At 63.0% G+C, this 18,788-nt stretch carries 14 protein-coding genes and 1 tRNA gene; 4 read left to right on the top strand and 11 right to left on the bottom strand.

Annotation, left to right across the window (positions count from 1 at the left end; translation table 11 throughout):
• Positions 1-449: 449 nt before the first annotated feature.
• From MUO32_RS08660 to MUO32_RS08690, 7 genes are all read right to left on the bottom strand, one after another.
• Positions 450-1,199 (bottom strand): hypothetical protein, encoded by a 750-nt coding sequence (locus MUO32_RS08660; RefSeq protein WP_257947806.1) that lies wholly within the window; start codon positions 1,197-1,199, stop codon positions 450-452.
• On the bottom strand, positions 1,192-3,225 hold the full coding sequence (locus MUO32_RS08665; protein WP_257947807.1) for an ATP-binding protein: 2,034 nt from the start codon (positions 3,223-3,225) through the stop codon (positions 1,192-1,194). The genes MUO32_RS08660 and MUO32_RS08665 overlap by 8 nt, the downstream gene beginning before the upstream one ends.
• Complete coding sequence (locus MUO32_RS08670) at positions 3,225-3,644, bottom strand: hypothetical protein (RefSeq protein ID WP_257947808.1); 420 nt, start codon at positions 3,642-3,644, stop codon at positions 3,225-3,227. Before MUO32_RS08670 ends, MUO32_RS08665 begins: the two co-directional genes overlap by 1 nt.
• 81 nt (positions 3,645-3,725) lie before the next feature.
• Positions 3,726-4,628, bottom strand: coding sequence for a hypothetical protein (locus tag MUO32_RS08675; protein ID WP_257947809.1), 903 nt, complete (start codon positions 4,626-4,628; stop codon positions 3,726-3,728).
• Between the two features lie 535 nt (positions 4,629-5,163).
• On the bottom strand, positions 5,164-6,252 hold the full coding sequence (locus MUO32_RS08680; RefSeq protein ID WP_257947810.1) for a hypothetical protein: 1,089 nt from the start codon (positions 6,250-6,252) through the stop codon (positions 5,164-5,166).
• Between the two features lie 245 nt (positions 6,253-6,497).
• Complete coding sequence (locus MUO32_RS08685; RefSeq protein WP_257947811.1) at positions 6,498-8,555, bottom strand: site-specific integrase; 2,058 nt, start codon at positions 8,553-8,555, stop codon at positions 6,498-6,500.
• A gap of 166 nt (positions 8,556-8,721) precedes the next feature.
• A tRNA-Gln gene (locus MUO32_RS08690) sits at positions 8,722-8,796 on the bottom strand.
• A 218-nt stretch (positions 8,797-9,014) separates the two neighbouring features.
• Between MUO32_RS08690 and MUO32_RS08695 the strand changes: the two genes are divergently transcribed.
• Both MUO32_RS08695 and MUO32_RS08700 read left to right on the top strand, forming a co-directional pair.
• The gene (locus MUO32_RS08695; protein ID WP_257947812.1) at positions 9,015-9,311 is read left to right on the top strand and encodes a cupin; all 297 of its coding nucleotides are present in this window, start codon (positions 9,015-9,017) and stop codon (positions 9,309-9,311) included.
• A gap of 5 nt (positions 9,312-9,316) precedes the next feature.
• Complete coding sequence (locus MUO32_RS08700; protein WP_257947813.1) at positions 9,317-10,255, top strand: MBL fold metallo-hydrolase; 939 nt, start codon at positions 9,317-9,319, stop codon at positions 10,253-10,255.
• Here the strand turns inward: MUO32_RS08700 and MUO32_RS08705 are convergent.
• Positions 10,252-11,157 carry a DUF1499 domain-containing protein gene (locus tag MUO32_RS08705; protein WP_257948239.1) on the bottom strand — a complete coding sequence of 302 codons (906 nt, stop codon included), beginning with the start codon at positions 11,155-11,157 and terminating at the stop codon, positions 10,252-10,254. The genes MUO32_RS08700 and MUO32_RS08705 overlap by 4 nt on opposite strands.
• Positions 11,158-11,412: 255 nt before the next feature.
• Between MUO32_RS08705 and MUO32_RS08710 the strand changes: the two genes are divergently transcribed.
• Positions 11,413-11,793 carry a hypothetical protein gene (locus MUO32_RS08710; RefSeq protein ID WP_257947814.1) on the top strand — a complete coding sequence of 127 codons (381 nt, stop codon included), beginning with the start codon at positions 11,413-11,415 and terminating at the stop codon, positions 11,791-11,793.
• Between the two features lie 124 nt (positions 11,794-11,917).
• The gene (locus MUO32_RS08715; protein ID WP_257947815.1) at positions 11,918-12,175 is read left to right on the top strand and encodes a hypothetical protein; all 258 of its coding nucleotides are present in this window, start codon (positions 11,918-11,920) and stop codon (positions 12,173-12,175) included.
• A gap of 12 nt (positions 12,176-12,187) precedes the next feature.
• On the opposite strand, the gene ppdK is transcribed toward MUO32_RS08715, so the two are convergent.
• The 3 genes from ppdK to MUO32_RS08730 form a co-directional block, all read right to left on the bottom strand.
• Positions 12,188-14,854 (bottom strand): pyruvate, phosphate dikinase, encoded by a 2,667-nt coding sequence (gene ppdK / locus MUO32_RS08720; protein WP_257947816.1) that lies wholly within the window; start codon positions 14,852-14,854, stop codon positions 12,188-12,190.
• 178 nt (positions 14,855-15,032) lie between these two features.
• Positions 15,033-15,179 carry a hypothetical protein gene (locus MUO32_RS08725; RefSeq protein ID WP_257947817.1) on the bottom strand — a complete coding sequence of 49 codons (147 nt, stop codon included), beginning with the start codon at positions 15,177-15,179 and terminating at the stop codon, positions 15,033-15,035.
• Positions 15,180-15,258: 79 nt separating this feature from the next.
• Positions 15,259-18,723: a chromosome segregation SMC family protein gene (locus MUO32_RS08730; RefSeq protein ID WP_257947818.1), complete on the bottom strand. Its 3,465-nt coding sequence runs from the start codon at positions 18,721-18,723 to the stop codon at positions 15,259-15,261.
• Positions 18,724-18,788: the final 65 nt, after the last annotated feature.

Genomic DNA, 18,788 nt, shown 5'->3' on the forward strand with positions numbered 1-18,788 from the left:
GGTAAATTGAGATGATGTGTTTCGAGTTGCCCGGAACGTAGACCAAGGCATGGTACTTTGATCTGACGGGAGTTGATTTACAGACGATTTGATCCGGCTTGACGCGCTTTGTCGCCACGTTGAGATGCTGGCTTCGGGGGTGGAAAGCATCACAACTTTCGACAACGTACCCTGAGGCCTGTCCAGCCAACTCTTTGGCTAGATTGTGGTGAGGCATCGAGGGTTCACTCCATGCGCCTCGTCATCGTCCTCTTGCAGCCGACGCCACCTTCGACGGCTGCCGATTGCGGGTCACCCGAACTCGTCCCAACGGTGCCGGTACCGGGGCGGAAATCGAACGGCCGCAGATCGCAATCGATTTCCGCGATGTTGGAATCGGCATTCGGGAACTAGGAATCGGAGTGGCGCCGGTCGGAATCGCGGTTTCGGAGCCGCCCCGTTGGTTTTCGTCAGGTCGGTGGACCAGAGGACGCCTTGAGCAGGCGCGTGATCTCCTCGCCCGTCATGACCCCGACATCCTTCAACCGCGTAGCGATCGCGATCAGCGCGTCTCGCCGGTTCTCCAGCAGATTTCGGGCCATCGCTTCGGCTTCCATCAGGCGACTGTTGACCCGATCCGCGAGCTGCCGGTCGAGACTGAGCTCGTTGATGCTTCCCGCCACGGACCTATAGAGCAACGGCTGATGATCGGAGAAGCCGAGCCGAGTCTCGGCGGCAACCGCATGTGCCGTTGCCTTGGCCAGATCGCTGTCATCGTATCCACCTGCCCCGGCCACCGCCTCGCCAAAGATCAACAACTCCGCCGTCCGCCCGGCCAGCATGCAGGCGATGGTTCTCATCAACCAGTCCTGCGTCTGCTGCGACTGGTTATTCTGCCGGCTGACCACCCGCCCCATTCCTCCGATCCCGATGCTTGCGGTGACGACCTCGGCGATTTCGGTGTTACAGAACGCGATGGCATGACCGGCTTCATGAATGGCAGTACGCCAGCGCACATCGTCGGAGAGTTTCACCTGGCCGGCCAGCAAGGCATGCTCAAGATCGCCCCAGGTCAGCGACCGCTGTTGTCGTCTGGTTTTCCGACGAACGTCACGAACAAGTCGTTCGATGTCGGCTCCGGTGCTGCCGGTTGCCAGCAAGGCCAGCCGTCGAAGATCAGGGGACTGTGCTGTTGCGATCGTGCGGATCGGCTCAGACATTGTGGGGAGCTCCTCTGTTGGATTGGTCGATGACATTGGCATCATGTCCGACAAAGACTTGGCGCTGCCGTGTCGCTTCGATCGTTTTGGGGCTACCAGACGGCGTAGACGCCAACACACCAGCCAGATCGTCACCGAGATGGTGGGCGAGGATGCCGGCCAGCGCCTCCGTATCCGGCAGGGGGATGGCGACATGCTTTTCAAGACGCCCGGATCGCAACAGGGCCGGATCGATCTTTTCGGGGAGGTTTGTCGCCGCAACGACGATCACGCCATCGGTCTTCGAGGCTCCATCGAGAAGCTCAAGCAGCCGGTTGATCAGCGAGCACCAGTAGTCATCATGCTGCTCGCGTCGACTTGCTGATCGGCTTCCGATGTTATCGATTTCATCGATGAATAGGATGACCGGAGCATTTTCCCGGGCCATCTCGAAGGCCTTGGACATGCGCTTGAGGACGTCACCGAGATAACCGGGCTCAAGCCAGGACGCCACGGACGTCACCAGCAGCGGAACCTGCAAACTATTGCAGAGTGCGCGCGCATAGGTCGTCTTGCCGGTGCCGGGCGGTCCCGATAGGATCAGTTTCGTACTCATCTCGCTCCAGTCCAGCCCACCGTCGCGCCAGAGCTGAAGGTCTGCCTTGAGGTCGAGCGCCCAATCCTGTGCCTCGTCATAACCCGAGAGTGTCTCGACCCGTAGCTGACGCAGCTGGCTGTGTTCCGGATTGACAGGATCAACGGATATGCCTCCGTCCTCCTTCCCAGATGCCTCCGTCGCCTTTTCCGGCTGAACGACATCGATCCCATCCACGGATTTGGGTGGGTCATCACCGTCCTTGATCAAGAAACGGCTCTTGACCTTCGGCCGCCCCGACCGATCGCTGCCACGCCCGGAGCCGCGGCCGTCGTCATCGTCATCGCCCGACTTGTCGGAGGAGCGTGCCCGTTCGCCGAGGACTTCGAGGATCGACAGGATGTGTTCGAGACCACGTCCAGGGCGAACGGCCAGTGCTAGCGCATCGATCGAGAGACCCTCAAGATCAAGCGCCATCCTCTCCATTTGCCGCAGCGACTGCTTCGGTGCGATACCGCAACATGTCTGCAGGAGTTCAGCCATCAGCTCATGATCGAGACCACCGCTCTCGAGCACGAGATCGGCCGTCATGGACACAAAGGGCGGAAGCGCGGTCTTTGTCTCATCGGCAAGAACTACGGGCGCTGACTGCTCCAGCAGAACATCCACGAGGAACCGGCTCAACGACCGCTCGACTGCCTTCGGCACATCTGATCCGGCCAGTGTCTTGATCGTCTTGCGGGTCTTTCGTCGGCGACGATCACCGTAGCCGTCCGAGAGCGGGCTGCTGCGATGGACGTCTTCAAGCTTGGTCCAGTAAGGAATGATCAGGCCGTCCTCGAGCATGAGACCGAAGCGGCGTTCGAAACGGCCAACCGGCGCTTTGATCAGCACGAAGGCTCCAGGGGTTAGAAGGACGGCTGACAGCGCCGACAGGTCGGGAACGCTTGAACCAACCGCACGGGCAACCAGCAGAGCAACAGCGACATGGGCGACGCTCGGCGGAGCAAGCTGCTCGCGAAGCAGCGCCAGGAATTCGCTGGACGCCGATGGTGCATCAGAAGCGCTCGATGCAGCGACGGGTCCCGATTTCGAGCGGCGGCCTGCGGCACGGTCTTCCCGATCGTTCCTGCCTTTCGCGGCGGAACGAACGGTTCCATGGGGCGGTTCTCCAGGAAGGTCATGGATCAGCACGTCGATTGTCGTCGTCCTGTATGGCGCTTTCCCGAGACGTCGCATGATTTCCGCGCGCGCCTTGACCGGATCGACGTCGAGCAATCGCAAGGATTGCTGCGGAACCCGCCAGACCGTGCCCGTCGTCTCATCCCCAGCGACGATGAAGTCCGCCTCCAACAATCCGACGACTGAGGCGCGCTCGTAAAGATCGAGGATGGCCAGCCGGCGGATGCGCGCAAGCAGGTAGCGCGTGATACGATCAGTCAGGGTTTCCATCACACGCCTTCCTCCGTTCCATGAATACCGCGAGGTGTCGGCATCCCATCGACGGCCAACAGCTTGCGATTGCCCTCGAGCCAGTCGCGTAACATCAGCGCCGTCGGATCGCGGGCCGCACACAGAGTGAGGAGTTGCTCACGGAAGATTTTCGGGACGCTGGTCATGGCGATACCCTTGCGCCTGACAAAGCCGATCACGACCTGGGTGACGATTGCCGGATCGGGCAAGGCAGCGGGCGTTGCCGCGCACATGGCCATGGCCTGAGGAATGGCTTGTGACATGGAAGTCACCGCGCAGCTCGTCGCCTCTTGCAACTTCGCCAGTCGCTTCAGCCGGCTGGATGGCTTCGGCGTCGAAGGCATCTTGTGCGCAGGGTTGTTGGGGAAAGGGATCACGTTGGAAGGGTGTCGGCTCATGACAGACGTCTCCTGTCGCCGAACAGGAGGGTTCGGCGCGAACGAATGGAACAGAATGCGGAAAGGAGCGTCGCGGGCCGGTCAGCCCGTGCCGGTCCGTGGAATACGGGCAAAGCCGACACGGACTTGGCCACGACCGGCGGGCTGATGGACCTCTGTGATCGAGCCGGCGTCGCAAGTCTCGCTTCCGTTGGCGTCTGCGATGTCCGCCGAGGCACCCCAGCGACCCGGCTCCTTAGGCCCGGCAATGGAATTCCGAGCCAGTTTCCAGTTCTCGTCGATCCGGCCATGGAAGCGTTCGCGCAGCATGCCGATCGCCTTCCCCGCACCGCCGACCTCTACGAGATGATCAAGATCGCTCAGCGGCCAGACGCCGCCAGCAACGTCGGCGCGCTGGTTTTCCGCGTTAAGGATGACGACGCGGACTTCTTCGGCCACCAGCCGATGATGGTCGCGGTAGAGGAGATCGGGAACGACGAGCGCCGCCGCCAGCATGCGGCTCTTCAGCTCGTTGATCCGCGACACTTCGTATGAGCCGAGGCTGCGCTTGACGTCGATAACGTGGGCGAGCTTGGTATTCCGGTTCACGACGATCAGGTCCGGCGTATACGTTTTGCGCCCGCCGGTGTCGGCGTCAAGCGTCAGCGATCGAAAGTGTTTCGGATCGTTTTTCTCGACCAGCTCGAGCGCGGTCTTCGTGACCGGCAGCCGCAGATTTTGCGTCAGCACCACGAGGTCCGGGTTCAGGTCGGCGATGATACCGATGCCGCGCTCGAGCAGCCTCCCTTCCTGGATGGGAATGGCGCGCAGGATTGCCGCGGCTTCAGAGACACCGCCGGCAAGCGCCTTGGAAAGAGCGACGGCGGAGAAGGGCTGCGACGAAAGTTCGTCGATGAGGACGTCGAAACGGGACTGAAGGGTGTCGAGATCGACGGCATGCGGATAGGCTGGCGCGCCAGGCGCACCGGAAAGAATGGTCGTCATGATATTGCTCCTGTTGACGGAGGCGACCGGCCGGCAAACTTCAGGCGCACGGCGTCCGATGCGGAAATGATTTCCCCGTCCGGTGGCCGGCTGGCTTCAAACGAAGCCGTGTCCGAAGTCAGGGATGATCAACCGTTAGAATCTGTCGAGTGCCAGTCCGAAGGCGCACGGGATCGCGAAGCACGCCAACCGGCGCCGCGGCGACGCACGATCGTCAACAGGATCAGGAGACGAGAAAGCTTCCCGTTCGGAGGCGAAGCAGATATGGGTCGACATAGCCCAATTCCTTAGAACACAAGGTTGCGGGTCAGGCCCTCGTTCGGTGTTCCACCACCGGCGGGGGCCGCTAAGTGTCTGCAGATATTCGTTTTCTGCTGACCCTGTCGACTTAGCCCGGAGAATTGTGTCCGGCAAGCCGGCAAGAACACTTCCGGAACGACAGAGCTCCGGTATGGTTAACGGGACACGCGGCGACCAGCGGACAAAAAATAGCCCCGCGCGAGCGGGGCCATGGGTGTCGTCTTTGCCGGGATCGTTACGCCGCGACCGCCGAGGGTACGGAACGGCGCTCCCGGGATTTTCCGACCGATGACGCCTGCGCGATCATCCCATTGAACACGCTGTTGATGCGAGCCAGCGTCGCCTCTTCTCCCCTTTGCACCCGGTCGCTGGCCTCTGCCGGTTCCTGTGACGCAAGGTCATCACCCGCATCGGCGCTCTCTATTTCCTCCTCCGTCGAGGTAAGCGCCTCCCCATGGACCACGAAGCGTAACGCCGGAATGACTTCGTCCTGAAGCCAGCTGACAAACTCGGTCCGATCCGGCCAGTCGTCAGCGCCGCCCATACGGTGAAGCAATGCCTGTACCGTGCGCCATGCGCTGCCTTCGGGCAGACGCGCAGGCCGCCAGTTCACATGTGAAACCATTTCCACCTTCATCGGCGCGGCGATGCTGTTGAGAAGATCGTGGGCGTGACGGCAATCGTACACAATCGCATCCTGGAGCAGCCCCTTCTTCACCGCCCTGCCTCTGGCGATCGGCTCCATGGCCTTCTCAACTCGCTTGAGGACTGCGGACATTAGCCCGTGGAACTCAGTAACGTCCTGCGTGATCTTCAACTCGGCAGCCTTACGCAAGCCGGCGAGGCCGCCAACATTGAGAGCATCGTTGGTGGTAGCGACCTTTCGCTTTGCCTCGACGCCCACCGTCGCCTTGACCTGAGCCACAGTCAGTTGTTCGCCAGCCTCGATCGCCGAGATGACCCGTTCGACCTCCGGCTGTTCGGCGTAGGCCAGCACGAACAGGACCGTCGGAGCAACCGCCGCTGCCTCGAGCCGCTCTTTATAGTCCGCCAGGTTCGCCTGGACTGCCATGTAGTTGCGGCCGGTCTTCGGCGTGAACTTGCACACCGCCTTTATCCATGCGCCCAGCGCCTTGTCCGGGAGAATGGACTTTGCGCGCACGAGGTAGCCGCCGATCTCGAAGGCCTGCGCTGTCGTCCGGCGTCCGAGCGACTGGAACGCGTCCCGTAGCCACTTCAGTTCGTCCTCCTGGGCAGGGGTGATGGTCGGCCCCGGCTTGGTCTGGGCAACAGCCTCCCTCTTCTTATGGGTGTATTTTGCCATTCGTTTCTTGTCTCCGTTTTCATCCGGTCTTCATCAGCGACCGTGAGATAATGGTGACACGAATTTCAAAAACGCGTTACAACCGAGATTACTAACATTCTGTAATTTAAAGATTTTTCTCTATATATAAGAGTTTTCCGCCATTTGCCGCGCTGGATTCCTCAATGAATTCAACGCGGCGAAATTTTTTAGTTCGCATTTTAATTGCGTGATTACTAATTCAATTTTTGATTGATTCAAATCTCTCACGTCGCAGTTTTCTTGGTTCGTGCCGGTCGGGAAGAATGCGTCAGGACTGACTCGATCGGTCGGATCGGATGAGCTTTCAAATGCGCGGTCGGTAAAGGCAATGTTGACAGTGCATCGGCCATGACACGCAGCCGCGCCGGATCGGTGTAACGTCCCTCATTCACACCCTCGTTGGTGTGCCCCAGGATGTCCTTTCGGTACTCCTCCCGAATGCCGGCCTGCTTCATTTCATTGTTGCACCAATGGCGCAGCGAATGCAGGACCTTCCCATCATCCTTGGCCTTGGGCAGCGCTGTCGATCGTATTTTTTGCCAGCTGTCATCAAACACGTCCCCCATCGGCGTCGTAGGGGATGCAGCCTTCAGTTCGGGGAACAACAGGACGTGACCGCGATTGCGAAGCTCATCGACGTATTCAAGGAACCCGAGGCGAAGCAGCTCTGGGTGGATGGGCACGCGCCGCTTCGATTGAGCGTTTTTCAGCTTGCGGACGGAGTTTTCCTCAATGCGGATGCACGGAAGCTCAAAATGGGTCTCGACCTCATCGAGGAGCAAGCCACACATCTCTTCACGACGAGTTCCGACGTAGATCGCCAGCAACGGAACCCAATAGGCCGCGTCATGGAAGATTTCGTCTCCGCCGCCGAAGCGCTCGTCGAAGTTACTCGACCCCTCCCACACTGGCAGCGAGAAAATGGTCTGCAGTTCCTCGGTTGAGAAACGTCCACGCTCGTTTCTGACGTCGCCCTTCCTTTTGGTTCGCAGGCCGGAAACGCCCTCGAAATTCCCGAATGGAAATCCGGCGTGTTTGCAGATGTCCACGATGTTGCCCATTTGGGTCATGTAGCGATTTATCGTCGCGGGCGACAAGCCAACCTCCTCGGGCGGCAACGTCGTGGCACGAGCCAGAAGTTCGCTCAGGGGCATGACATGGTCGTTCGGCGACTTTCCGTGATTTTTCGGCATCTTGAATAGCATGCTTCGGAATTCCGAGATGTTTCGCTGCCTCAATCGTGCCGGCTGGTCGTGTCCGACGAATCGAACCAACAACTTGGCAATACTCACGTGTTGCTTAATCATCTTGTGTCGCCATTCTTTGGTTGCGACCCGTTCCTCCGCTGCCAGTTGGACGATTTCGACAAGTCCCTTGTCCGAATCCTGCAGTTCCAGTTCCGCTTCATCCTCATCGTCGAGATCGAATTCATCCTCGGTTTCAACCGGAGGGGCGGCAACCGCGATCGTACGAACCGATGCAGGCACCTTATCAAGAGGTGTGTTAGGTTGCGAAAACGACGGTACCGTTCGACTTCCAAACGGCGCTACCGACGTTCGCTGCGATATGGATTGAGACGAAGCAACGTGCGATACAGCCGTCGCTGCGGCATCGCCGACAAGCGCCGCATTCAGGAGGGCAATATCATCAGGTCGGACGCCGGACCATCGCCGTTCGGTATTGAGCAACGCTGCCGACATACCACGCAAGCAAAGCTGCTCTGCTTGGAGGATGTGCGTTTCCACCGGCGCGATGTTGTGGTCCTTGAGGATAGCCTCCAACTGCCGGCGACCGATTTGGCCAAATCCATTGGAACTGAGGAACCCCATTGTCTCACGAACGCCGTGGATCATCTCGTCATCAAGTCCGGCAGCGCGCATTTGGCGCTCTTCGTCGGGACCAACCCTTGCATTAATCCCTTGGGCGGCGAACAGGCGCAACGCCCAGCCGCTCTGAATTTCCGTTAACCGCTTACTTGCTGCGTCGACGCCTGTTCTGGAACCGGCCGCCATCATCGCATCCAGATGGAAGCTGTGCTGCTTGGCGGCATGTATGAGGATTTTCTTTGCGTCTTCCGGCGATATCATCTTTTGTCTCAGGCTGGGCAGGAGACGATGGCTTGCAAGCGTCACCTCCGGAGCGACGACCCGCGCCCGTTCCAGTTCCTTGGTGTGCAGGCTGATTTCGAGCCTCACCCAAGCATGGACACCTGTTCCAAGTGGTAAACGCCGTCGCCACCAGTAGACCGAACCGCGCTTGTAGACGTGTTGAATCGTTGCCATGCTAAACCCTTTCCTAAGAGGGTGAGCAGGACCTGGGTCGCCTTCCCGTGAGACAGCTGTGTACGACAGTCGTGTAAGACAGTCCGGTACGACAGTGCCTCGAATTCGATTCCCAGCTAACTCGGACGTGCTGAGAAACCGTGATTATGGCTTGAAAAGAGAAACTTGGCTGGGGCGCCAGGATTCGAACCTGGGAATGCCGGTACCAAAAACCGGTGCCTTACCGCTTGGCGACGCCCCAACATGGCGGGAGCCTGATTAGCAAAGGGCGCGGGGGTGGACAATGGTTATTCTGCCTTCTGCAACTAAATTCTCGCCGCCTCGCGGATTTGGTGGGCAAGGCTGCTTGGTGCTTGGCAGGCGGAACGGTGGCGGATAGGGTCGCTCTATCACCGTCTTTGGGTGGCCTGCGGCCTGTTTGACAGGCCGGCGGACCCGCCGTTCTCACAAGGAGCCATGATGTCCAAGTTTCACGCCCGTCCGCCGGCCGTGCCCACCGTTCTGCTCGACGATGCCGTCGTGCGGGTCACGCGCTGGGATTTCGAGCCGGGCGCCGATACCGGCCATCATGTGCATGGGCTCGGTTATGTCGTCGTGCCGATGACCGATTGCGACTTCCTGATCGAGGAGGAGACGGGCGAGCGGCGCGTGCACAGCAAGACGGGCGCCGTCTATCGGCGCGAGGCGGGCGTGGCGCACAATGTCGTCAATGGCGGCGACAAGCCGATGAGCTTTATCGAAATCGAATACAAGTGACGATCGTGTCCAGTGCACCGCAAAACGAAGCTCCGCGCTTCGATCTCGAATTCAAGCCATCCTATGGCGAGGCGGTGCCCGTCGCGCCGCGTGTCCAGCGCATCACGGTCAACAATCCGAGCCCCTTCACCTTTCACGGCACCAACAGCTACATCGTCGGCGACAGGTCGGTGGCCGTCATCGACCCCGGCCCCGAGGACGAGGCGCATTTCGCGGCGCTGATGCGCGCGCTTGCCGGGCGCGAAGTGACGCATATCGCCGTCAGCCACACGCATCGCGACCATTCTCCCCTCGCCCGCCGACTGAAGGCGGAAACGGGCGCCATCATCGTCGCAGAAGGCCCGCACCGTGCGGCGCGGCCGTTGCACGAAGGCGAAAGCAACCCTTTCGCCGAAAGCTCGGACATGGACTTCGCGCCCGATATCGCGCTTGGCCATGGCGAGCGCGTGGCGGGCGACGGCTGGTCGCTGACCGCGCTTCTGACGCCCGGCCACACCGCCAACCACGCCGCTTTCGCGCTTGACGGAGAGGACGGCATTGTCTTTTCGGCCGACCATGTCATGGCCTGGGCGACGACCATCGTCGCACCGCCGGATGGCGCCATGGCGGACTACATGGCCTCGCTGGAACGACTGCTTGAGCGCGACGACCGCATTTATTTTCCCGGCCACGGCGGCCCGGTCCTCGAGCCGGCCTCGTTCCTGCGCGGGCTTCGGACCCACCGACGCATGCGCGAACGGGCGGTACGCGAACGCATCCGCGCAGGCGACCGGCTGATCGCAGACATGGTGAAGGTCATCTACCGCGAGACCGACCCGCGCCTGCACGGCGCGGCGGCGCTCTCGGTTCTGGCGCATCTGGAGGATCTATTGGCACGCGGCGAGGTGGTGACCGAAGGGCCGCCCTCGCTGAACGGGCTCTATTTCCCGGCGCCGGGCGCTTAATCTCCGGCAATGCCGAGCAGTTCGGCGTCGAGCGCCTTCAGGTAGCCCTCGACCAGGCCGGCACCGATGCCAAGGTCGTGCGGCCCGTAGCGCGAGGCGGCCCGCATGTCGACCAGCGTCGTCTCGGCCTCTTCGCGCAGGCGAATGACCACATCGAAGCGAAAGCCGAAAATGGGCGAGCGCCATTCGCCCTGCAACAGCACGTCGCCCGGACCACCGATATGCGGCAAGGTCGGCATGGCTCCGGGACGGGTCTCGGGGATCGGCACGTCGCCAAGGTCTTCCTGGCTTTTGGCCACCTTGCTGGGATCGACGACGAGGTCCTCGAGATCCGCCAGGATATTGTCGAGGCCGGCTTCGCCGGTAATGGTGATGCCATAGGCGGTGGCGACCTTGCGTGCACCTTCGTAGACGCGGTCGAGCGCGCCCTCGTAACGCCGGCCGGAAAGGGCCGGATAGGCTTCGAGCTGTACCTCGCGATCATGCGCCGTCACCACGCTGACGCGGGGTAGCCAGTCCTGCCGGGCAGCGGGTTCGACAAGCCAGGGCGGCGGAGCGAGCGTATCCGTCGTCACATCGTAGAGCGGCGGCCGGTAGAAATAGGCGTAGGCCGCAGCACCCGAAATGCCGAGCGGCAGCAGCGAGAAAAGCAGCGCCGTCAGCGCCGCCTTGCCGCCCCGCGCGCCAGCCTGCCAGAGCCGGGCAAGGCCGATCGCCGCGAGCAGAACGGCAAGGGCGGCCATGGTCGCGGCAATACCGGCAAGCACCAAGAAATGCGGCGTGGTCAGCGGGCCGAAGCGATGCGACAGCACGGCGGCAAGGAATAGGACGCAGGAAAACAGCGCAAGCCGCCGCGCCCAGTGCGCCGCATGGGAAACGGGCCGTTCGTACTGGATCGTGATCGCCATGGCTTCATCCGATATCTCTGCGACGTCGCTGCCGCTCCCCTTTCCTAAAGCAGGAAGGCGGCTTTTTCCATCGGCGTCGTGCCCGGCAATATCGGCGGCTTTCCGGTTCGACGACATGAAAGACCTTGCGTGCCGTAAATTTGCCACGCTCGTTAACGAGTTTTCATGAACGGGGGTAATGGATCTTTGCCGCGCGTGCGAACGTTGGACAGCATCGCACGTCGCCGGAACAGCTTGAGGAGCAAGACGATGTTGCCGACGCAGACTGCCGCCGACACACCTGTCGCCATCACGACTGGCGAGCCCGCCCTTCCTCTGGAGCTTCTCGAACTCGAATTGTCGCTCGACGGTTTCTCGGGAAACGAGGCCGGCTTTGCCGAGGCCGTGCGCACCGCCGCAAGCCAGCTTGGCGGGGACTATCTCTTCGATCTGCCGGCTTCCGGCCTCGCGGAAGATTGCCTGCGCATTGCCGCGCTGCGCGTGCCGAAGGGCGACGAGGGCACCTTGAGCGTGGTCTTCGCGCTGCTTAACACCGAGGGATCGGGCATCCGCGTGGAGAATCCGGATGAGAAAACCCAGGACCTGAAGCGCTTCGCCGACGCCTTCGTCGATGTGCTGCAACGCATATGAGGCCCCTCCTCCGGACGGCGCAATCCAGAATGGGCGATCACGTCAGTGGTGAACGCAAATGCGCTGTACACTGTCGAGCGACTTGAGTTAGTTCTGTCGCATAACAGTTTTTCGGAGCTCCCCCATGTCGAAGATGCTGATTCGCCTGGCCGCCCTTGCCGCGACCGCGCTTTTCCTCGCCGGCTGCCAGACGGCCGCGGAGGTGCGCGCCAACGACGAAGGCAAGTGCCGCGCCTATGGCTTCCGCCCGAACACCGATGCCTTCGCCGAATGCCTCCAGCGTATCGATCTCGACCGCCGGGCCGCTTTCCGCGCCACGCGCATGGAGCCGTTCATGTGGAACCAGCCGGTGGTGATCTACGCGCGTCCCCGCCGACACTGATCCCCTGACATATCAGGCCTTGCCGTTGAAGGCGGCCTGCGCCGCCGCGAGCCGGGCGATCGGCACGCGGAAGGGCGAGCACGACACGTAGTCCAGCCCCACCTCTTCGCAGAAGTGGATCGAGGCCGGGTCGCCGCCATGCTCGCCGCAGATGCCGAGCTTGAGATCGTTGCGGGTGCGCCGGCCGCGCTCGGCGGCGATGCGGATGAGTTCGCCAACGCCATCGAAATCGAGCTGCACGAACGGGTCCTGCTCGACGATACCCTTCTGGATATAGGTCGACAGGAACGCCGAAGCGTCATCGCGTGAAATGCCGAAGGTCGTCTGCGTCAGGTCGTTGGTGCCGAAGGAGAAGAATTCGGCCGATTCGGCAATGACATGTGCGCGAAGGGCCGCACGCGGCAGCTCGATCATCGTGCCGACGAGGTAGTCGATCGCCACGCCGCTTTCGGCGATGACCGCCTTGGCGACGCCGTCGATGCGCGCCTTCACATAATCCAGCTCCGCCTTGAGACCGACGAGCGGCACCATGATCTCCGGCTCGACGGCGGCGCCTGTGGTCTTCGCGGCTTCCGCGGCCGCCTCGAAGATGGCGCGGGCCTGCATTTCGGCGATCTCGGGATAGGAGATCGCGAGACGGCAGCCGCGATGGCCGAGCATCGGGTTGAATTCGTGCAGCGTATCCACCCGGCGGCGCAGCACGGCCTCGTCAATGGAAAGGGCGTTCGCCACTTCGGCGATCTCCTCGTCGCTCTTCGGCAGGAACTCGTGCAGCGGCGGATCGAGAAGGCGGATCGTCACGGGCAGGCCGTGCATGATCTCGAAGAGTTCGACGAAGTCCGAGCGCTGCATGGGCAAGAGCTTTGCCAGCGAGGCGCGGCGGCCGGCCTCGTCCTCGGCGAGGATCATTTCGCGCATCACGTTGATGCGGTTGCCCTCGAAGAACATGTGCTCGGTGCGGCACAGGCCGATGCCTTCGGCACCGAAGGAGCGCGCGGCACGAGCATCCGCCGGGGTCTCGGCATTGGTGCGCACCTTCATGCGGCGCGTACGGTCGGCCCATTCCATGATGCGGCCGAAATCGCCCGACAGTTCCGGCTGGAGCATGGGAATCTCGCCCTTCAGCACCTGGCCGGAGGAACCGTCGATGGTGATGACGTCGCCCTTCTTCAGCGTGACGCCGTGCGCGACCAGCAGCTCGTTGCGCAGATCGACGCGCAGCGTCCCGGCGCCAGAAACGCAAGGCGTTCCCATGCCGCGCGCCACGACCGCCGCATGGCTGGTCATGCCGCCGCGCGTGGTCAAAATGCCTTCGGCGGCATGCATGCCGTGGATGTCTTCCGGGCTCGTCTCGACACGCACGAGGATGACCTTGCGGCCCTCCTCCTCAGCCTGCACCGCATCTTCCGAAGTGAAGACGATGGCGCCGGTCGCCGCACCCGGCGAGGCCGGCAGGCCCGAGCCGATGACGTCGCGCCGCGCGCGCGGATCGATGGTCGGATGCAGGAGCTGGTCGAGCGAGGCAGGATCGATGCGCGCGACAGCCTCGCCCTCGCTGATCAGTCCTTCCGTCGCCATATCGACGGCGATCCGCAGCGCGGCCTTGGCGGTGCGTTTGCCGGAGCGGGTCTGCAACATCCAGAGTTTGCCGCGCTCGATGGTGAATTCGAGGTCCTGCATGTCGCGGTAATGCCGCTCCAGCCGGTCGCAGATGCCACGGAACTCCGCGAAGGCCTCCGGCATCAGCTTTTCCAGGGAGGGACGGTCGGAACCGGACGCAATGCGCGCCTCCTCGGTGATGTTCTGCGGCGTACGGATGCCGGCGACGACGTCCTCGCCCTGCGCATTGACGAGGAACTCGCCGTAGAGCTTGTTCTCGCCGGTCGAGGGATTGCGTGTGAAGGCGACGCCGGTCGCCGAGGAATTGCCGAGATTGCCGAAGACCATGGCCTGGACGTTGACGGCGGTGCCCCAGATCGCCGGAATGTTGTGCAGCATGCGATAGGTGACGGCGCGCGCATTCATCCAGCTCGCAAACACCGCGCCGATCGCGCCCCAGAGCTGGACTTCCGGATCCTGCGGAAACGCCTCGCCCAGTTCCTCGCGGATGATCTCCTTGTAGCGCGCGACGACATGCTGCCATTCGACGGCGGAGAGTTCGGTATCCTGCTCGTGGCCGAGCCTGCCCTTCTCATCCTCGAGGATTTCCTCGAAGGCCTCGTGGTCGAGACCCATGACGACATCGCCATACATCTGGATGAAGCGGCGGTAGCTGTCCCAGGCGAAGCGCGCATCACCCGCGTCATGGCCGAGCGCTTCGACCGTGCGGTCGTTGAGACCGAGGTTCAGCACCGTGTCCATCATGCCCGGCATGGAGGCGCGTGCGCCGGACCGTACGGAAAGCAGGAGCGGCTTCGTCGTATCGCCGAAGGTGCGGCCGGTGACCGCCTCCATTTGGCGAAGCGCGTCGCGGACCTGATCCTTCAGCGTCGCCGGCAGGGTGCGGTCGCTGTCGTAATAATGGTTGCAGGCGGCGGTAACGATGGTGAGGCCGGGCGGCACCGGCAGGCCGAGATTGCACATTTCCGCAAGGTTCGCGCCCTTGCCGCCGAGCAGGTTGCGGTCGCTCGCGCTACCCTCCGCACGGCCGTCCCCAAAGGTATAGACCCACTTTTCCATCGACGCCTCCCCAAATGCGTTTTCTCAATCTACAGGAACTGCATCCCTTTGAAAACGCGGCACGATAGGAATTTTGCTGCACTGCGTCAAAATTGCGACGGCGACGCAACATTATCAAAGAAAAATATAGGGCCGCGCCCCTTGCGGGGCAACGGCCTGATCAAGGTTCGTCGCGACCTCAGTTTCCTTCGATGGAAAGCCCCTGTTCATCCACCCTGATCTCGACACCGTCAGGCTTCTTCTCCTGCTGGTAGGCATAGTAGGAAAATCCGACCACCACGACGATGAGGGCGCCGATGACCATGTAAAGTGCGTCTCTGCTCACTGATTGATCCCCGATTGCATGTCTCGCCCGCGAAAACGCGCAGGCGCCGGTCAATGCGTCAGAGCGGGTTTTGTTCCCGTCAGGAGGCTTCGCGCAATTGCTCGGCCGTCTGCAGGTCGACGGAGACGAGCTGCGACACACCTTGCTCGGCCATGGTGACGCCGAAGAGACGGTTCATGCGCGCCATGGTGATGGGATTGTGGGTGATGATGATGAAGCGGGTCTCGGTGGAGGCCGCCATCTCGTCCATCAGGTTGCAGTAGCGCTCGACATTGTGGTCGTCGAGCGGCGCATCCACCTCGTCCAGCACGCAGATCGGCGCCGGATTGGTGAGGAAGACGGCGAAGATGAGCGCCATGGCCGTCAGCGCCTGCTCGCCGCCGGACAGCAGCGTCATCGTCTGCGGCTTCTTGCCGGGCGGCCGGGCGAGGATTTCGAGGCCGGCGTCCAGCGGGTCGTCGCTCTCGATCAGCTGAAGCTCCGCCGTGCCGCCGCCGAAGAGGTGGGTGAAGAGGCGCTGGAACTGCACGTTGACCACGTCGAAGGCCGCGAGCAACCGTTCGCGGCCTTCGCGGTTGAGGCTCTGGATGGCCGAACGCAGCTTGCGGATCGCCTCGATGATATCCTCACGCTCGGCGACGAGGGCATCGAGCTTGTCGGTCAGTTCCTTCTGCTCCTCCTCGGCGCGCAGGTTTACCGCGCCCAGACGCTCGCGCTCGATCTTCAGGCGGTCGAGTTCGCGTTCACGCTCACGCGGATCGGGCAGCGGGGCATCGACAGGGTGGCCGGTGAGACGCAACGCCTCGTGCGGCGCGCAGGACAGCGCTTCGCGGATGCGCGTCTCGCCCTCGACACGGCGTTCGCGGGCGGAGACGAGGCGCTCTTCCGCGCGGCCCCTGATCTCACGGGATTCGGCGAGCTGCGAAAGAGCGGTGGCAGCGCTGCGGTCGGCCTCGCGCTGGCGGTTTTCCGCGTCCTGAAGCGCGTCGGCGGCTTCGCGACGGGCGGCTTCGGCATTGGTGAGACCGGTCAGCAGCTCGCGGCGCTTTTCCTCGATCTCGTCGGGCGCTTCCGCGAGCTCTTCCATCTCCTCACGAGCTTCCGCCTCGCGCTCGCGCAGCGTCGCAATATGGTTTTCGGCACTGGCGGCGCGGGTCTTCCAGGTCTCGCGCTCGGCGGAAATCGCCATCAGCCGGCGGCGGCGGTCGGCCATTTCGCGGGCAAGGCCGTCATGGGCGGCGCGCGCTTCGGCGAGCGTCGCGCGATCCGTCGCGACATCCATCGTATGGGTGCGCAGGCGCAAATCCAGATCGGCGAGATCGGGGGCATCTTCCAACGCACCACGGGCGTCTTCGAGGGATTGCGACGCTTCCTCGACCTGGGCCTCGACCTGCGCGCGCGTTTCCGACAATACGGCGCGGCGGCGAATGAGGTCGCCGGCGGCGCGTTCGGCGGCTTCCAGCGCCTCGCGGGCTTCAGCAAGCGTGCGGGCGGCGGTTCGCTGCGTTTCGCGGGCGGCCTGCTGGCGCTGTGTTTGCGCGCGGATCGTCTCGCCGGCCCGGGCAAGATCGGCTTCGGCGTCGGCGAGCCCTGCACGGGCGTCTTCCAGTCCGGTTTCGAGTTCGGCGAGGCGATTTTTCTGTTCGAGCCGAAGCGCCGCGGCACTCGGCGCATCGGCGCCGGTGACGTGGCCATCCCAACGGAAGACCGCGCCGTCGCGCGTGACGAGCCGCTGACCGGGCTTCAGCTGTGGCAGCAGGATCAGCGCCTCATCGACACTACCGGCGATGCCGATCTGGGCGAGACGGCGGTGCAGAACTTTTGGCGCACGAACATGGCTGATCAGGGCGGGCACGCCACTCGGGGGGGTCGGGTCGCCGGAGCCGTCGCCGGAAAGCCGCCAATGCACGGGGGCATCGCTGTCTTCAGAGGAATCGAGATCATCGCCAAGCGCCGCGCCAAGTGCGGTCTCATAACCACGGTCGACATCGACATCCTCGACGACAGGCGCAAACGAGCCGCCGGCGGCACCGGCCTCGAGCATGCGACGGATGGTGCGCGCTTCCGTCTCGATGCCGGCAAGGCGCGCGCGCGCGGTATCGACAGGGCCGCGCAGGGCTGATTCGGCGAAGCGCGCCTCCTCCAGCGCCTCCTCGACGGCGACGAGCATCTCGCCAGCCGCTTCCAAAGCCTCTTCGGCCGACTGAACATTGGCGCGGCGCTCTTCCGGATCGGGCAGCGCGTTGATGCGCGCATCCATCTCGTCCAGTTCGCGCGCCTGTGCATCAAGCTGCTGACCGAGACGAAGATAGCGCTCCGAGAGGTCGCGGATCGCCTTTTCGAGCTGGTTGCGAGCGGCCGAGGCTTCCGCGCGTTCGGCCGTGACGGTGGCAAGTGCCGCTTCGCTTTCGGAAAGCTTCGCTGCGGCCTCGTCCATCGTTTCGCGGGCGGTTTCGGCGCGCTCGTCAGCCTCGGCGAGAATTTCGCCGATCTCCTCCTCCTCCGCCGTCAATCGATCCAGCACCGCGGCGTTGTCGGCCACCATGCGCTCCTCGCGAACGATATCCTCGGCAAGCTGCGCGAGACGGCGGGCCAGTTCGTCGCGGCGGCGCAGCAGACGGGCGGAATCCTCTTCGAGCTGCGCGCGGGCGATCTGCAAACGCTGCAGCACGGCGGCGAGCTTCGCCTCGTTCTCGCGCAGTTCCGGCAGTTTCAGGCTGGCGACGGCCTGGTCCTTGGCGGCCTGCATCTGCGCATTCGCGCGCTCCGCGACGATCGACGTCGCCTGATTGAGCTGGCTTTCCGCCTCGCCTTCGGCCTCCTTGGCCTGTACCCAGCGGATATGCAGCAGCATCGCCTCGTGGCGGCGGATGTCGGCAGAGAGCATCTTGAAGCGGTTCGCCTGGCGCGACTGGCGCTTCAGGCTCTCGATCTGGCTTTCGAGCTGCGAGGTGACGTCCTCGAGCCGCTCGAGATTGGTTTCGGCCGCGCGCAGGCGCAACTCCGCCTCGTGACGGCGGGAATGCAGGCCGGAAATGCCGGCCGCCTCTTCGAGCAGCTGGCGGCGCGCCTGCGGCTTGGCCTGGATAAGTTCGCCGATGCGGCCCTGCCCCACCATGGAGGGCGAGCGCGCGCCGGTCGAAGCGTCTGCGAACAGCAGCTGCACGTCCTTGGCGCGCGCCTCCTTGCCGTTGATGCGGTACACCGAACCGTTCTCGCGCTCGATGCGGCGCGTGACCTGGATCTCGTCCTGATCGTTGAAGGCGGCCGGCGCGGTGCGATCGGCATTGTCGAGATAGAGGCCGACTTCGGCGGTGTTTCTCGCGGGGCGATTGCCGGAGCCGGAGAAGATCACGTCGTCCATGCCGGACGCGCGCATGTTCTTGTACGAATTCTCCCCCATCACCCAGCGCAACGCCTCGACGAGGTTCGACTTGCCGCAGCCATTCGGCCCGACGACGCCGGTCAGGCCCCGTTCGATGACGAATTCCGAGGGCTCTACGAAGGACTTGAAGCCGAGCAGCCGCAGCTTGGTGAACTTCATGCGTTCACCTGCCCCGCAACGCAAAAAGCGGGCGCACGGCTCCCGCCGTCGCCCGCTTCACAGCT

The sequence above is a fragment of the Shinella sp. CPCC 101442 genome, assembly GCF_024704725.1.
In the GTDB taxonomy this organism is placed as follows: Bacteria; Pseudomonadota; Alphaproteobacteria; order Rhizobiales; family Rhizobiaceae; genus Shinella.

Excerpts from the sequence above, each read along its gene's own strand:
- MUO32_RS08660 (WP_257947806.1), bottom strand. The coding sequence starts at position 1,199 with ATGTCTGAGCCGATCCGCACGATCGCAACAGCACAGTCCCCTGATCTT.
- MUO32_RS08665 (WP_257947807.1), bottom strand. The coding sequence starts at position 3,225 with ATGGAAACCCTGACTGATCGTATCACGCGCTACCTGCTTGCGCGCATC.
- MUO32_RS08670 (WP_257947808.1), bottom strand. The coding sequence starts at position 3,644 with ATGAGCCGACACCCTTCCAACGTGATCCCTTTCCCCAACAACCCTGCG.
- MUO32_RS08675 (WP_257947809.1), bottom strand. The coding sequence starts at position 4,628 with ATGACGACCATTCTTTCCGGTGCGCCTGGCGCGCCAGCCTATCCGCAT.
- MUO32_RS08680 (WP_257947810.1), bottom strand. The coding sequence starts at position 6,252 with ATGGCAAAATACACCCATAAGAAGAGGGAGGCTGTTGCCCAGACCAAG.
- MUO32_RS08685 (WP_257947811.1), bottom strand. The coding sequence starts at position 8,555 with ATGGCAACGATTCAACACGTCTACAAGCGCGGTTCGGTCTACTGGTGG.
- MUO32_RS08695 (WP_257947812.1), top strand. The coding sequence starts at position 9,015 with ATGTCCAAGTTTCACGCCCGTCCGCCGGCCGTGCCCACCGTTCTGCTC.
- MUO32_RS08710 (WP_257947814.1), top strand. The coding sequence starts at position 11,413 with ATGTTGCCGACGCAGACTGCCGCCGACACACCTGTCGCCATCACGACT.
- MUO32_RS08715 (WP_257947815.1), top strand. The coding sequence starts at position 11,918 with ATGTCGAAGATGCTGATTCGCCTGGCCGCCCTTGCCGCGACCGCGCTT.
- ppdK (WP_257947816.1), bottom strand. The coding sequence starts at position 14,854 with ATGGAAAAGTGGGTCTATACCTTTGGGGACGGCCGTGCGGAGGGTAGC.
- MUO32_RS08730 (WP_257947818.1), bottom strand. The coding sequence starts at position 18,723 with ATGAAGTTCACCAAGCTGCGGCTGCTCGGCTTCAAGTCCTTCGTAGAG.